Source organism: Massilia sp. Masssp94 (assembly GCF_059491305.1).
The window spans coordinates 3,394,822-3,409,047 of the sequence record NZ_CP168501.1 but is presented as its reverse complement, the minus strand read 5'-3'; the positions used below and the strand labels follow the sequence as shown (position 1 = coordinate 3,409,047).

General features: G+C 66.0%; 12 protein-coding genes. 6 read left to right on the top strand and 6 right to left on the bottom strand.

The window, feature by feature from the left end:
• Position 1: 1 nt before the first annotated feature.
• The 3 genes from pdxA to ACEN9G_RS15110 are packed head-to-tail and all read right to left on the bottom strand — an operon-like array spanning position 2 to position 4,766.
• Positions 2-1,048 (bottom strand): 4-hydroxythreonine-4-phosphate dehydrogenase PdxA, encoded by a 1,047-nt coding sequence (gene pdxA / locus ACEN9G_RS15120; protein ID WP_413338025.1) that lies wholly within the window; start codon positions 1,046-1,048, stop codon positions 2-4.
• Positions 1,049-2,458, bottom strand: a complete 1,410-nt coding sequence (locus tag ACEN9G_RS15115; protein WP_413338027.1) for a peptidylprolyl isomerase — start codon at positions 2,456-2,458, stop codon at positions 1,049-1,051.
• A gap of 46 nt (positions 2,459-2,504) precedes the next feature.
• On the bottom strand, positions 2,505-4,766 hold the full coding sequence (locus ACEN9G_RS15110) for an LPS-assembly protein LptD (RefSeq protein ID WP_413338029.1): 2,262 nt from the start codon (positions 4,764-4,766) through the stop codon (positions 2,505-2,507).
• A gap of 312 nt (positions 4,767-5,078) precedes the next feature.
• On the opposite strand from ACEN9G_RS15110, the gene ACEN9G_RS15105 reads away from it, so the two are divergent.
• Genes ACEN9G_RS15105 through ACEN9G_RS15090 form a run of 4 tightly spaced genes read left to right on the top strand, consistent with a single transcriptional unit; the run spans position 5,079 to position 9,396 of the window.
• The gene (locus tag ACEN9G_RS15105; RefSeq protein ID WP_483126735.1) at positions 5,079-6,137 is read left to right on the top strand and encodes an aminoglycoside phosphotransferase family protein; all 1,059 of its coding nucleotides are present in this window, start codon (positions 5,079-5,081) and stop codon (positions 6,135-6,137) included.
• A 10-nt stretch (positions 6,138-6,147) separates the two neighbouring features.
• Positions 6,148-6,873, top strand: coding sequence for an N-acetylmuramate alpha-1-phosphate uridylyltransferase MurU (gene murU, locus ACEN9G_RS15100; protein WP_413338032.1), 726 nt, complete (start codon positions 6,148-6,150; stop codon positions 6,871-6,873).
• Positions 6,873-8,219 (top strand): Xaa-Pro aminopeptidase, encoded by a 1,347-nt coding sequence (pepP, locus tag ACEN9G_RS15095; RefSeq protein ID WP_413338034.1) that lies wholly within the window; start codon positions 6,873-6,875, stop codon positions 8,217-8,219. Before murU ends, pepP begins: the two co-directional genes overlap by 1 nt.
• On the top strand, positions 8,212-9,396 hold the full coding sequence (locus tag ACEN9G_RS15090; protein WP_413338036.1) for an FAD-dependent monooxygenase: 1,185 nt from the start codon (positions 8,212-8,214) through the stop codon (positions 9,394-9,396). Before pepP ends, ACEN9G_RS15090 begins: the two co-directional genes overlap by 8 nt.
• Here ACEN9G_RS15090 and ACEN9G_RS15085 read toward each other — a convergent pair whose 3' ends face one another.
• Genes ACEN9G_RS15085 through ACEN9G_RS15075 form a run of 3 tightly spaced genes read right to left on the bottom strand, consistent with a single transcriptional unit; the run spans position 9,397 to position 12,333 of the window.
• Positions 9,397-10,854, bottom strand: a complete 1,458-nt coding sequence (locus ACEN9G_RS15085) for an NAD(P)(+) transhydrogenase (Re/Si-specific) subunit beta (protein WP_413338038.1) — start codon at positions 10,852-10,854, stop codon at positions 9,397-9,399. It lies immediately after the preceding gene.
• Positions 10,851-11,204, bottom strand: coding sequence for an NAD(P) transhydrogenase subunit alpha part 2 (locus tag ACEN9G_RS15080; protein ID WP_413338040.1), 354 nt, complete (start codon positions 11,202-11,204; stop codon positions 10,851-10,853). Before ACEN9G_RS15080 ends, ACEN9G_RS15085 begins: the two co-directional genes overlap by 4 nt.
• Positions 11,205-11,220: 16 nt before the next feature.
• The gene (locus tag ACEN9G_RS15075) at positions 11,221-12,333 is read right to left on the bottom strand and encodes a Re/Si-specific NAD(P)(+) transhydrogenase subunit alpha (RefSeq protein WP_413338041.1); all 1,113 of its coding nucleotides are present in this window, start codon (positions 12,331-12,333) and stop codon (positions 11,221-11,223) included.
• A 246-nt stretch (positions 12,334-12,579) separates the two neighbouring features.
• Between ACEN9G_RS15075 and ACEN9G_RS15070 the strand changes: the two genes are divergently transcribed.
• Positions 12,580-13,083, top strand: coding sequence for an NUDIX hydrolase (locus tag ACEN9G_RS15070; protein WP_413338043.1), 504 nt, complete (start codon positions 12,580-12,582; stop codon positions 13,081-13,083).
• A 4-nt stretch (positions 13,084-13,087) separates the two neighbouring features.
• The gene (mnmA, locus tag ACEN9G_RS15065; protein ID WP_413338045.1) at positions 13,088-14,197 is read left to right on the top strand and encodes a tRNA 2-thiouridine(34) synthase MnmA; all 1,110 of its coding nucleotides are present in this window, start codon (positions 13,088-13,090) and stop codon (positions 14,195-14,197) included.
• The last annotated feature ends 29 nt before the right edge of the window (positions 14,198-14,226 follow it).

Here is a 14,226-nt window from a genome sequence, read left to right as displayed (position 1 = left end):
CTTATGCGGGTTGTTGCTGTTGCGCGCGCACCATCGAAAGGGCGACGCGGATCGCCTCTTCCATGCTACCGCAATCGGCCTCGCCGAGGCCTTTGGCGGCCAGGTCGAGCGCCGTGCCGTGGTCGACGGACGTGCGGATCAGCGGCAGGCCGAGGGTGATGTTGACGCCGCGGCCGAACGTCGCGTACTTGAGCACGGGCAGGCCCTGGTCGTGGTACATGGCCAGTACCGCGTCGGCGTCCCGCAGGTACTTCGGCTGGAACAGCGTGTCGGCCGGATACGGGCCGCGCGCGTCGATGCCGCGCGTGCGGGCGTCTTCCAGCACGGGCGTGATCACGGCTATCTCTTCGCGGCCCAGATAGCCGTTTTCGCCCGCGTGCGGGTTCAGGCCCGTCACGAGGATGCGCGGCGTCGCGATGCCGAACTTGCGCACGAGGTCCGCGTGCAGGATATCCAGCACCTGCGTGAGGGTGTCACGCGTGAGCGCCGCCGGCACGTCTTTCAAAGGGAGGTGCGTCGTGGCCAGCGCCACGCGCAGGTAAGGCTGATCGCCTCCGGGCGAGCCCGCGAGCATCATGACGACCCTGGGCGTCGCCGTCTTCTCGGCCAGGTATTCCGTGTGGCCGGAAAACGCGACGCCCGCGTCGTTGATGGTGCTTTTCTGCAGCGGCGCCGTGACGATGGCGTCCCACCAGCCGGCCTGCGTACCCTCGATCGCGAGATCGAGCGTGGCCAGCACGGCGCGGCCATTGGCGGCGTCCAGCTTGCCCGGGACGACGTGCGCGTCGAGCGGCACGTCGACGACGGGGATGATGTCCGGGCCGAAGTGCGGCAGGCCGCTGTGGCGCAGCGCCAGCGTGGAGATCGCGGACAGGCGGATGCCTGGGTCGATCAGGCTCGCCGTGAGGGACAGGAAGGCGGCATCGCCCACGAGCACGCAGCGCGCGTCGGCGCGCAGCGCCCACGCGGCCCGGATCGAAATCTCCGGACCGATGCCGGCCGGCTCGCCGACCGTGATCGCCAGCGTGGGACGTGGACTCGAGGCCAATTACTTGTCCTCGCGGAACTCGACGTACGCGCGGTCGCGGACCTGGCGGCTCCAGTCTTCCAGCGCTTCCTGGCGCTTGCGGTCGGTGAGGACCTGGCGCGCGGCCGCGCGTTCCTTCTCCTTCGACACGTCTTCCGACTTGCGCTCGACGACCTGGATCAGGTGCAGGCCGAACGGGGTCTTGACGACGCCAGACACCTCGCCCGTCTTCAGGGCGTTCATCGGGTTCTCGAATTCCGGCAGCGCGTCGCCCGGGAACAGCCAGCCCAGGTCGCCGCCCTTCGAGGCCGAACCGTCGTTCGAGTACTGGCGCGCCATGTCTTCGAAGGTCGCCTGCTTGCTGTCGATCTTCTGCTTGATCTCGGTGAGCTTCTTGCGGGCGTCGTCCTCGCTCTGCGTCGGCGTGATCTTCAGCAGGATGTGGCGCGCGTGCGTCTGCTGCACGACGGCCTGGTCGGCCTTCTGCGCATCCGCCAGCTTGCGCTGGTCGACGAGCTTGATGATGTGGAAGCCGACGTTGGTGCGGATCACCGGCGTCACCTGGCCCGGCTTCAGCTTGTGCAGCTCGCTCGCGAAGATCGGAGGCAGGCGGTCCGGGTCGCGCCAGCCGACGGAGCCGCCTTTCAGCGCGTCCGGCGAATCGGAATACGTCGCGGCCATCTTGGCGAAGTCGGCGCCCGTGCGCAGCTGGCGCGCCACTTCGTCGGCGCGCGCCTTGCGGGCGGCGATCTGTTCGGGCGACGCGTTTTCCGGGATGCGCACGAGGATCTGCGAGATGTCCATCTCCACGCGGTCGGCGGCGGCGGCCTTCTCGGCGGCCATGTACGTGTCGATCTCGGCGTCGGTGACCTGGATCTTGCTGTCGACTTCGTGCTCGATCAGGCGCTGCATCATGATCTCGTTGCGGATCTGCTCGCGGAACTGGGAGAACGGCAGGCCGTCCTTCTCCATCGCGTTGCGCATGTCCTGCACGGTCATCTTCTGGTTTTCGGCGATGCGGCCGATGGCGCGGTCGAGCGTCGTGTCGTCGACGCGCACGCCCATTTCCTTGGCCAGCTGCAGCTGGGCGCGCTCGGTGATCATGGCTTCGACGACCTGGCGGCGCAGGTCTTCCTCGGCCGGCATCTGGGCGCCCTGCGCCTTCAGGCGCTGCGCGATCTCGGCCATGCGCTGGTCGACTTCGCGCTTGGTGATGACTTCGTCGTTGACGATCACGTACACGGAATCGATGACGTGGGCGTTGCTGGACGCCGGCGGCAGGAAGCCGGAGCCCGGCTTGGTGGAAGGGGCCGCAGCCGGAGCTGCAGGCTTGGCCTGGGCCAGGACATCGCCCGTGGCGAGGGCGCACAGCAGCACCGCCGCGAGCTTGAGCTGGTGCGGGCGGAGCGGAGACAGACGGGTAGTACGCATATTCAGGAAAGCACTCATTTCAGGTATCTAGTTGTCCATGGCCCGGTCAGGGGCGGCCGACGTTGGTGTTCAGCCGGGTGTAGCCGGGAATGCTCTTGTTGAAAGTCTCCAGCGGGTTACCGAAGCCCAGGTGCGACAGGCCGTTCAGCTCGAGCTGGAAGAAGCTCGTCGTCGAGACGTTCTGCGCGGCGGTCACGAAGCGCTGTGCGCCCATGCGGAACACCCAGCAATCCGCCTTGTACTCGAGCCCGACGAGGCTCTCGAGCAGCTTGCGGTCGCGCACCGAGTAGCTGACCCGGGTCACACCATACCACCGCTGCGACAGCGGCCACTGGCCCGAGACGTCGGCGTTGCGGAAGCCGTTGGCGATGCCGAAGGTGTCGCGCTGGTAGCGGTATTCGAGGTTCAACACCTTCATCGGGGCCGGCTGCCACTGCACCCCGACATTCGAGCTGTACAGGCTGCGCGCCTGTGCATCGTATTGTACGCCGCTGTCGAAGGTCCACGACTCCGAAATGCGGCCCGACGCCGCGACCAGCGCGTCCGAGCGGGTCTGGTTGCTTTGCTCGTTCGAGTTCAGGCGCACGCGCGGATCGGTGAAGTAATAGCGGCTGCCGACCGCGAGGCGCAGGCGTTCGGCGCCGTTGGACTCGATGAAGCGCGACACGATCGCCGCCGTCAGCTGGTTCGCATCCGACACCTTGTCGGCACCGACGAAGCGGTTTTCCGTGAACAGCTGGGCGTAGTTGAAACCGGCGACGCCCGTGTCGAAGTTCGGGATGTCGTCCTGGTTCTTGTACGGCGTGCGCACGTAGAACAAGCGCGGCTCCAGCGTCTGCGTGCCGTCCGGCCCGAACAACGACGTCTTGCGCTCGAATACGAGGCCGCTGTCCAGCGAGAACGTGGGCAGCACGCGCGAGATCTTGTCGTCCGCGCCGACTGCGTTGTGCGTCAGGTTGTACTGCGTCGCGTGCAGCATCAGCTTGGGCGTGACGAACCAGCCCGGATGCACCCACGGATAGCTCACCTGCGCGACCATGTTGGCGCGGTCGCCCTGCACCTGCTTGTCGTCCGGGTGCGTGAAGCGCGTCGCCTCCGCGTCCACCGCCCAGTCGAAACCGCCCAGCACGTCGTAGCGGCCGGCGTGGAAGTTAATCGTCGGCAGGCGGTTGTACGGCGTGGCCACGGTCAGGTCCGGATTCGCGACGGCACCCGGGTCCTGCAGCACCTGGTAGCTCTGCACGCGCGCCGTCAGGTTCCAGTACTGGCCGTAGTAGTCCGTGCGCAGTTCGCGCAGCAGCTGGCGCTCGGCGCTGGCCGCCACGGTGCGCGAGAAGTCGGACGGGTATTCGTTGTCGGACGCCGCGTGCGCGTTCCAGCCGAACGTCCAGTTGGAGTCCAGGTACTGGTTGTGCAGCGTGTCGACCCACCAGCGATTGCGGTGCGCCAGCCGGTCGTTCGCGAGGTATTCGACGTGCGTCTCGCCGTGGTACGGACCGCGGTCGGTCTCGCCCATGTAGCGCCCCGTCGCGCCCAGTTGCAGGCCGCGCGCGAAGATGTAGCGCGGGAACAGCGTCAGGTCGCGGTTGGGCGCGATGTTGACGTAATACGGCACCATCAGCTCGGCCGAACCCTTGGAGCCGACGCCGATCGTCGGCGGCAGCCAGCCGGAGCGGCGCGCGCCCGACAGCGAGAACGACAGCGCGGGCGTGCCGATGATGGGCACGTCCTTGAAATAGATGATCGTCTTGCCGGCCGTGCCGACGTCGCGGCCCTGGTCCAGGCGCAGCGTGCTGGATTTAAGATACCAGTCCGGATCGGGGCCTTCGCACGTGCTGTACGTGCCGTCGACGACGACGGCCTGGTCCTCGCCCAGGAAGTTGATGCGCTGCGCCTTGCCCTGCGCATTGTTCATCACCAGACGATATTCGGGATGCAGCACCCAGCCTTTACCAGTTTCCAGGTTCAGCTGCAGGGCGTCGCCCTTGTAGCGGTCGCCGAAGCGCCACATCGTGATGTGGCCCTCGGCCGTGACCTCGTCCTCGACGCGGCGGTAGCACGCCGTGTCCGCCGTGACGCCGGTGGCGCCGCGCGTGATCTCGACGTTGCGCTCCATGTTCAGGATGCGGTCCGGGCGGCCGCTGAACGACTCGGCGCGCATCGTGATCGGCAGGTCCTGCTCGTCGGTGCGGGGGGCAGCCGGTGTCGCCGTTTGCGCATACAGCGGTCCCGCGGCCACGGCCACGAGGGCGGACACAGCGGCGGCAGTTCGCCGCCGCGGGAATGGTAGGGCCGTCATCCAGCTCATGAAAGATCGCGTTGCACCATGGAGGGCGATTGTTTGGATTGAATCCCTTATTATAGGGGAATTCGTGCGGCACGGTCGCGTTAGTCGGCCCAACGGTAATACTTTGGAAGCGCGACGGTGGACCATAACCCTTTGATTTTCAAAGAGAAATGATTTTTACCGATAGATACAATTTTAACAATGGGATCTTTCCCACCTTAGCCCCGGATGGTCCGATGCGGGTGCAAATGACGTATCATTACACCCGAACCGCCCTGCCCGCGCATGGGCAAACTTACCAACCAGTCACGAACCCGTTCACCGGGACGCTTCATGTCTTCTTCGCCTCAACACGCTCCCTCCGCCTCCGACAAGGATGCCCGCCTCGCCCAGCTGACCGAATGGCTCGTCCCGCTGGACCTGGTCGACGTCGCCAGCCTGCGCCCCGCGTCGGCCGACGCGAGTTTCCGCCGCTACTTCCGCCTCGATGTTGTGCCGGCGCTACGCGACAAGCTGGGTGATACGCTCATCGCCATGGACGCCCCGCCGGAGCGCGAAAACGTGCCCGCGTTCATCCACGTCGACGGCCTGCTGCGCGACGCCGGCGTCACCGTGCCCGCCATCGTGGCCCGCAACGTGGAAACCGGCTTCCTGCTGCTGTCCGACCTCGGCACGACGACCTATTTGCAGCGCCTGGACGTCGACAACGCGCCGTTCATGTATTCGGACGCCATCGACGCCCTGATCAAGTTCCAGATGACGAGCCAGGCCGGCGTGCTGCCGGAATTCGACCGCGCGTTCGTCCTGCGCGAGCTGAACCTGTTCCCCGAGTGGTTCATCGAACGCCACCTGGGCGCCAGGCTGAACGACATCCAGCGCGCCCAGCTGGATAAAGTGTTCGAGGCGATCACGGCGAACGTGCTGGCGCAACAGCAGGTCTACATGCACCGCGATTTCCATTCGCGCAACCTGATGTTCCTCGACCAGGGCAACCCGGGCGTGCTGGATTTCCAGGACGCCGTCTATGGCCCCGTCACCTACGACCTGGCCTCGCTGCTGCGCGACGCCTACATCCAGTGGGACGAGGAATTCGTGCTGGACTGGGTCGTGCGTTACTGGCAAAGCGCGAAGCAGGTCGGCCTGCCCGTCAATCCGGACATCGACGCGTTCTACCGCGACTTCGAATACATGGCCCTGCAGCGCCACCTGAAAATCCTCGGCATCTTCTGCCGCCTGAACTACCGCGACGGCAAATCCCACTACCTGGGCGACCTGCCCACGGTAATCGATTACGTGCGCAAGACCGCCAACCGCTACACCGAACTCAAGCCGCTCCTGCGCCTGCTCGACGCGCTCGAGGACAAGGCGCCGCAGGTCGGCTACACCTTCTGAAGACAAGCCGATGAAAGCCATGATCTTCGCCGCGGGCCGCGGCGAGCGGATGCGTCCGCTGACCGACACCTGCCCCAAGCCCCTGCTCAAGGTGCGGGGCCGTCCCCTCATCACCTGGCACGTGCTGAACCTCGTGCGCGCCGGCATCAAGGACATCGTCATCAACCATTCCCACCTCGGCCACATGATCGAGGAAGAGCTGGGTGACGGCAGCCGCTACGGCGCGCGCATCGTCTACTCGCACGAGCCGACGCCGCTGGAAACGGCCGGCGGCATCGCCAACGCCCTGCACCTGCTCGGCGACGAACCGTTCCTGGCCGTCTCCGGCGACATCTACGCGCCCTACTTCGACTTCGAGCAAGTCCTGGACGTGCTGAAGGACCACGACGCCGTCGGCCAGCTCATTCCGACCGAGAAGCGCGACATCGCCTGGCTGTACCTGACGCCGAACCCGTGGCACAACCCGGACGGCGACTTCGGCCTCACGATGTACACCTTGTCCAACGACGGCAACCCGAAGTGGAATTTCGCCGGCATCGGCGTCTATCGCCCTGAAATGTTTGACGGGATCAAGGCGGGCGAGTTCCTGAAATTCGGCCCGCTGATGCGCAAGTTCATTGATCAGGGTCGCGTGGGCGGCGAGATCTACGATGGCCAATGGGTCAACGTGGGCACCGTGCGCCAGCTGGAAGAACTCAACGCGCCACCGGGCTCCGTTTCAAAGGCGGGCGCCTGATGGACGATGCGGCACAGTACGGGAAACGGCGCGCGCGCCTGGCCGCGCAGATGCAGCCCGGCAGCGTGGCCGTGCTGCCCACCGCGCCGGAAGTCCTGCGCAACGGCGACAGCGACTATCCCTACCGCCACGACAGTTCGTTCTACTACCTGACCGGCTTCGCGGAGCCGGAAAGCGTGCTGGTACTCGTCGCCGCGCACGGCGACAAGCCGGCCCGCGCCATCCTGTTCTGCCGCGAGAAGAACGTCGAACGCGAGATCTGGGACGGCTACCGCCACGGCCCGGAAGCGGCGCGCACGGCGTTCGGTTTCGACGACGCCTATCCCATCGGCGAACTCGATACGCACATGGCGCGCATCCTCGCCAACGCGCCCGCGCTGTACTACGCGGTGGCGTCGAACGCGGCGCTCGATGCGCAGGTGACCGGCTGGATCAAGGCCGTGCGCGCGCAAGGCCGCACCGGCACGACGGCGCCCGACACGGTCGTCAACCTGCTGCCGCTGCTGGACGAAATGCGGTTGATCAAGGACGCCGACGAACAGGCGCTGATGCTGCGCGCCGGCGAGATCTCGGGCGGCGCGCACGCACGCGCGATGCGCGCGGCGCAGCCCGGCATGTTCGAATACGAACTGGAAGCGGAACTGCTGTACGCCTTCCGCAAGCACGGCGCCCAGTTCCCGGCCTACACGCCCATCGTGGCATCCGGTCCGAACGCCTGCATCCTGCATTACAACGTCAATGACCGGCAGATGCAGGACGGCGATCTCGTGCTGATCGACGCCGGCTGCGAGCTGGATGGCTACGCATCCGACATCACCCGCACGTTCCCGGTGAATGGACGCTTCACGGACGCCCAGAGGACACTCTACGAGCTCGTACTGGCGGCGCAGGACGCGGCGTTCAAGGCCATCGCGCCGGGCCGGCCGTACAGCGCCTTCCACGAAGCGGCGCTGCGCGTGCTCGTGCAGGGCATGCTGGACCTGGGCCTCATCGACAAGACGAAATACGCCACCGTCGACGACGCCATTGCCGACAAGGCCCACGTCCCGTTCTACATGCACGGCACGGGCCACTGGCTCGGCATGGACGTGCACGACGTGGGCGCCTACCGTGACGTGACGCAGGCCGACAAGCCCTCGCGGCCGCTGCAGGAAGGCATGGTCGTGACGGTGGAACCGGGCATCTACGTGCGCCCGGCCGACGGCGTGCCGGAACGCTTCTGGCACATCGGCATCCGCATCGAGGACGACGTCGTCGTGACCAGGGACGGCTACCGTTTGCTGACGGCGTCCGCGCCGAAGTCGGTTGCCGAGATCGAAGCGATCGTGGGGACCACGCATGGCTGAAGACACTCTGTCCGTCGATGTCGCGATCTGCGGCGCCGGCCCGGTCGGCCTCGCGCTGGCCGCATTGATGGCGCGCCGCGGGGTCGAACCGAAGCGCATCGCGCTCGTCGATGCGAAGGCGCTGGGCCAGGCGATCTCCGATCCGCGCTCGATCGCGCTGTCGTGGGGCAGCCGCCAGCTGCTCGTCGACGTGGGCGCGTGGGCCAACGTGCAGCCGCACGCGACGCCGATCCACCAGATCCACGTGTCGCGCCGCGGCCACCTGGGCCGCAGCCTGATGGACCGCGCCGAACACGATGTCGACGCGCTGGGCTATGTGGCGCGCTACGGCGACGTCGTCGACGCGCTGGTGCGCGCCTGCGACCGCGCGGGCGTGCAGACCTTGCGCCCCGTGCGCGTGACGGCGCTCGTCGAAGACCGCGACGGCGTCGTGCTCGACCTGGACGATGGCCGCAAACTCCATGCGAAGGTGGCCGTGCAGGCCGAAGGCGGCGTGTTCGGCGAACAGGCGGAACGCACCCGGCGGCGCGACTACGTGCAAACCGCGGTCATCGCGCGCGTGTCGTGCAGCCAGGGCATACCGCACCGCGCCTTCGAACGCTTCACGGACGAAGGCCCGCTCGCGCTGCTGCCGCAGGACGGCCCCGATGGCCACCAATATGCGCTCGTGTGGTGCGTGCGGCCGGAACGCGCGCAGCAGTTGCTGGACCTGGGCGAGCCTGAATTCCTGCGCCAGCTGGGCGACGCGTTCGGCGAACGTCTCGGCACCTTTACGCGCGCATCGGAACGGGCGGCGTTTCCGCTCGGGCTGAATGCGGATCCGCGCTTCTCGGCGCGCACGGTCGCGATCGGCAACGCGGCGCAAACGCTGCATCCGGTCGCGGGCCAGGGACTGAATCTCGGCCTGCGCGATGCGGCCGTGCTCGCGCGCTTATTGGCTCGATCCTTGGCGCACGGGATCGAGCAGGGCGGAGGCATCGCGGACGCGTTGTTCCGCTTCGCCGAGGAACGTGCGCGCGACCGCGGCGCCATCATCCGCACGACGGATGCGATGGCGCGCGTGTTCGCGGATACGGGGCCGCTGCAGCCGCTGTTCGGGCTCGCGCTTGCGGCGCTGGACACAATGAAACCGGCGCGGATGCTGCTGGCCGAACTGATGATGTTCGGCCGCAGGTAATCACTCGACCGCCTTCACCATCGATTCAATGACCTTCTTCGCATCGCCGAACACCATCATCGTGTTCGGCTGATAGAAGAGATCGTTGTCCAGCCCCGCATACCCGGACGCCATCGACCGCTTGTTGACGATGATGCTCTTGGCCTTGTAGGCCTCGAGAATCGGCATCCCCGCGATCGGCGATTTCGGATCCTTCGCGGCCGGGTTTACAACGTCGTTCGCACCCAGCACGAGCACCACGTCCGTCTGGCCGAATTCGCCGTTGATGTCTTCCATCTCCGCGACCTGGTCGTACGGGACTTCCGCTTCCGCCAGCAGCACGTTCATGTGGCCCGGCATGCGGCCCGCCACCGGGTGGATCGCGTAGCGCACCTGCACGCCGTGTTCCGTCAGCTTGTCGACCAGCTCCTTCACCGTGTGCTGGGCGCGCGCCACGGCGAGACCGTAGCCCGGCACGATGATGACGGATTCCGCGTTCTGCAGGATGAACGCCGCGTCTTCCGGCGAGCCCGATTTGACGGGGCGCTGTTCCTTCGCGCCGCCGGTATCTGCCGCTACCGCCTCGCCGCCGAAGCCGCCCAGGATCACGTTGAAGAACGAGCGGTTCATCGCCTTGCACATGATGTACGACAGGATCGCACCCGACGAGCCCACCAGCGAGCCCGCGATGATCAGCATCGAGTTGTTGAGCGAGAAGCCGATGCCGGCCGCCGCCCAGCCGGAGTACGAGTTCAGCATCGACACGACGACGGGCATGTCCGCGCCGCCGATCGGGATGATGATCAGCACGCCCAGGATGAACGACAGCACGGCCATCACGATGTATGGCGTCCATGCCGGTGCCGCGCCGTCCGAAAAGCAGAACGCGAGGCCCAGGCCGACGATGGCGAGGGCGACGACCAGGTTGATCATGTGCTGGCCCGGGTAGCGCACGGGCGCGCCCTGGAACAGCCGGAATTTGTATTTGCCGGCCAGCTTGCCGAACGCGATCACGGAACCGGAGAACGTGACGGCGCCGACGAACGTGCCGATGAAGAGTTCCAACCGGTTGCCGAACGGGAGCCCTTCGCCGCGCGCGGCGATGTTGAAAGCCCACGGCTCCGACACGGCCGCGATGGCGATGCACACCGCGGCGAGCCCGATCAGCGAGTGCATCGCGGCGACCAGCTCCGGCATCTTGGTCATCTCGACGCGCTTCGCTGCCACGGCACCGATCGCCCCGCCGACCACGACGCCGAGCAGCACGAGGCCGAAGCCCATGCCGCCCGTCTGCATCTGCTCCTTCAGCTTGAACATCAGGGCGATGGTCGTGATGACGGCGATGCCCATGCCCGTCATGCCGAACGCGTTGCCCATGCGCGCGGTCGACGGCGAGGACAAACCCTTCAAGGCCTGGATGAAGCACACGGACGCCACGAGGTACAAGAGCGTCACGACGTTCATGCTGATCATGTTCATGCGGCCTCCTTGGCATGGACGGCGCCGGCGGCATCCTTCGCGGCAGGCAGCCCCTTCGCTTTCGGTTCCTTCTTCTTGAACATCTCCAGCATGCGCTGGGTCACGAGGAAGCCGCCGAACACGTTCACGGCGGCCAGCGCGACGGCGATGGTGCCGGCAACTTGCCCCGTCAGGCCTTCCGTCAGGCCGGCCGCCAGCATGGCGCCGACGATGATGATGGCCGATACGGCGTTCGTCACCGCCATCAGCGGCGTGTGCAGCGCGGGCGTGACGGTCCACACCACGTGGTAGCCGACGTAGATCGCCAGCACGAAGATGATCAGGTTGATGATGGTATGGCTGATTTCCATGGCGTCCCCTCCCCTTCTATTTGCGTAACACGTCGCCATCGATGGCGACCAGCACCGCGCGCACGATCTCGTCCTCGCGGTCGATGACGAGTTTCCCGTCCTTGTCGATCACGAGCTTCAGGAAGTCCAGCACGTTGCGCGCGTACAGGGCCGACGCGTCGGCCGCGACCAGCGCCGGCAGGTTCGGCTCGCCGATGATCGTCACGCCATGCTTGACGACCGTCTTGCCGAGTTCCGTCAGCGGGCAGTTGCCGCCCTGTTCGATGGCCATGTCGACGATCACGGAGCCCGGTTTCATCGCGCGCACCGTCTCTTCCGCGATGAGCACGGGCGCCTTGCGGCCCGGGATCAGCGCGGTCGTGATGACGATGTCCGCCAGCTTCGCGCGCTCGTGCACGAGTTCCGCCTGGCGGCGCATCCAGTCGGCCGGCATCGGGCGCGCATAGCCGCCGACACCTTTCGCGATCTCGCGTTCCTCGTCCGTGAGGAACGGCACGTCGATGAACTTGGCGCCCAGCGATTCCACCTGTTCCTTCACGGGCGGACGCACGTCGGAGGCCTCGATGACGGCGCCCAGGCGCTTGGCGGTCGCGATGGCCTGCAAGCCGGCGACGCCCACGCCCATGATCAGCACGCGCGCCGCTTTCACGGTGCCGGCGGCAGTCATGAGCATCGGCATGAAGCGCTGGTACGCGTTGGCGGCCATCATCACCGCCTTGTAGCCGGCGATATTGGCCTGCGACGACAGCACGTCCATCGACTGGGCGCGCGTGATCCGGGGCGCCGCTTCGAGCGCGAACGACGTGATGCGCTGCTGGGCCAGCGCGGCCAGGTTGTCGGTATCGAACGGATTGAGCATGCCGACGAGGGCGGCGCCCGGCGTCATCAGCGCACGCTCTTCCGCGTTCGGACTACGTACTTTCAGGACGAGGTCGGCCCCGAGCGCTTCCGCCGCGGTCCCGATGCGGGCGCCGGCGGCGGCATAGGCATCATCGATCGCGGCAGCATGAAGGCCGGCGCCCGACTGCACGATGACTTCGTGCTGGGCGGCCAGCTTCTTGACGGTTTCGGGAGTTGCTGCGACACGCGTTTCGCCCGGCCTCGATTCGGCCGGCACACCAATTCTCATGATGCCTCCGTGTAGTTAATTAACTGTCTACAATCTAGCATGTAATACACCCGATCAATACAGATAGTGGTTTTTCAGAAACAGATAAGCGATTTTCATAGCTCATACCATTGCAACCTAGACAAATCTCGCCTCGTTTTGTCTTATATCAATAAGTTTCCTTGACTCGAACTGTTGCGGCGCAGCGTGCGCCCGAGCAACGCACGTTCCATCAAGGTAGAATGTCGGCTCACTACAAGGACGCGCATGACCCATACCTTCAGACCGTCAGTCACCGTCGCCGCGATCATCGAGCGCGATGGCCGCTTTCTGTTGATCGAAGAAGAAACCAGCGACGGCATCCGCCTGAACCAGCCCGCCGGCCACCTCGACCCCCACGAATCGCTTGAACAGGCGGTGATCCGCGAGGCGATGGAAGAGACGGCGCACGAGTTCATCCCGGAAGCCCTCGTCGGCATGTATCTGTCGCGTTACCACTCGAAATCGCGCGGGCACGACGTGACGTATTTGCGCTTCACGTTCTGCGGCAAGGCCGGCAGGCAGTACGACCAGGCTCTGGACCACGGCATCCTGCGCACGCTGTGGCTCACGCGCGACGAACTGGCCGCGTGCCAGGAGCGCCACCGCAGCCCCATCGTGCTGCGCTGCGTGGACGATTACCTGGCGGGCAAGCGCACCCCGCTGGACCTGCTGTACACGGACCACTCGGTGTATAACAGCGGGCTAACCATCAAACCGGACGTAACCTGAAGCTATGCACAAAAAGAAAGTCGTGATCGGGATGTCGGGCGGCGTCGACTCCTCGGTCGCGGCCTGGATGTTGAAGGAACAGGGCTATGAAGTCGTCGGCCTGTTCATGAAGAACTGGGAAGACGACGACGATTCCGAATACTGTTCCACGCGCCAGGACTGGATCGACGCGGCCAGCGTGGCCGACGTCGTCGGCGTGGACATCGAGGCGGTCAACTTCGCCGCCGAATACAAGGACCGCGTGTTCGCGGAATTCCTGCGCGAGTACCAGGCCGGCCGCACGCCGAACCCGGACGTGCTGTGCAACGCCGAGATCAAGTTCAAGGCCTTCCTCGACCACGCGATGAAGCTGGGCGCCGATTTGATCGCGACCGGGCACTATGCGCGCGTGCGCCAGAACGTCTCGACCGGCAAGTTCGAGCTGTTGAAAGCGCTCGATTCGACCAAGGACCAGAGCTACTTCCTGCACCGCCTGAACCAGGCGCAGTTGTCGAAATCGCTGTTCCCGCTGGGCGAGATCGCCAAGACGGAAGTGCGCAAGATCGCGGAAAAGCTGAACCTGCCGAACGCGGCGAAAAAGGATTCGACCGGCATCTGCTTCATCGGCGAGCGCCCGTTCCGCGAATTCCTCGGGCGCTACCTGCAGCACAGGCCGGGCCCGATGAAACTCGATAACGGCCAGACCGTGGGCGAGCACGTGGGCCTGTCGTTCTACACGCTGGGCCAGCGCAAGGGCATCGGCATCGGCGGCCTGAAGTCGCACAAGAATGCGGACGGCACGAGCGAGCCGTGGTTCGTGGCGCGCAAGGACATCGCCACCAACACGCTGTACATCGTGCAGGGCCACGACCACCCGTGGCTGCTGTCGGAGCGTCTCGGCGCGGGCCAGGCCAGCTGGATCGCGGGCGCACCTCCGGAGCCCCGTCCACTGTCGGCCAAGACGCGCTACCGCCAGGCCGACGTGCCGTGCACGGTGACGCCGGAAGGCCTCGATCGCTTCACGCTCGACTTCACCGACCCGCAATGGGCCGTGACGCCGGGCCAGTCGGCCGTGCTGTACGACGGCGACGTCTGCCTGGGCGGCGGCATCATCGATACGGCGAGCGCCGTCTGATTGTTGCGTCCATCCCGCAGTTGCGGCAT

Excerpts from the sequence above, each read along its gene's own strand:
- ACEN9G_RS15115 (WP_413338027.1), bottom strand. The coding sequence starts at position 2,458 with ATGCGTACTACCCGTCTGTCTCCGCTCCGCCCGCACCAGCTCAAGCTC.
- ACEN9G_RS15110 (WP_413338029.1), bottom strand. The coding sequence starts at position 4,766 with ATGAGCTGGATGACGGCCCTACCATTCCCGCGGCGGCGAACTGCCGCC.
- ACEN9G_RS15105 (WP_483126735.1), top strand. The coding sequence starts at position 5,079 with ATGTCTTCTTCGCCTCAACACGCTCCCTCCGCCTCCGACAAGGATGCC.
- murU (WP_413338032.1), top strand. The coding sequence starts at position 6,148 with ATGAAAGCCATGATCTTCGCCGCGGGCCGCGGCGAGCGGATGCGTCCG.
- pepP (WP_413338034.1), top strand. The coding sequence starts at position 6,873 with ATGGACGATGCGGCACAGTACGGGAAACGGCGCGCGCGCCTGGCCGCG.
- ACEN9G_RS15090 (WP_413338036.1), top strand. The coding sequence starts at position 8,212 with ATGGCTGAAGACACTCTGTCCGTCGATGTCGCGATCTGCGGCGCCGGC.
- ACEN9G_RS15085 (WP_413338038.1), bottom strand. The coding sequence starts at position 10,854 with ATGAACATGATCAGCATGAACGTCGTGACGCTCTTGTACCTCGTGGCG.
- ACEN9G_RS15080 (WP_413338040.1), bottom strand. The coding sequence starts at position 11,204 with ATGGAAATCAGCCATACCATCATCAACCTGATCATCTTCGTGCTGGCG.
- ACEN9G_RS15075 (WP_413338041.1), bottom strand. The coding sequence starts at position 12,333 with ATGAGAATTGGTGTGCCGGCCGAATCGAGGCCGGGCGAAACGCGTGTC.
- ACEN9G_RS15070 (WP_413338043.1), top strand. The coding sequence starts at position 12,580 with ATGACCCATACCTTCAGACCGTCAGTCACCGTCGCCGCGATCATCGAG.
- mnmA (WP_413338045.1), top strand. The coding sequence starts at position 13,088 with ATGCACAAAAAGAAAGTCGTGATCGGGATGTCGGGCGGCGTCGACTCC.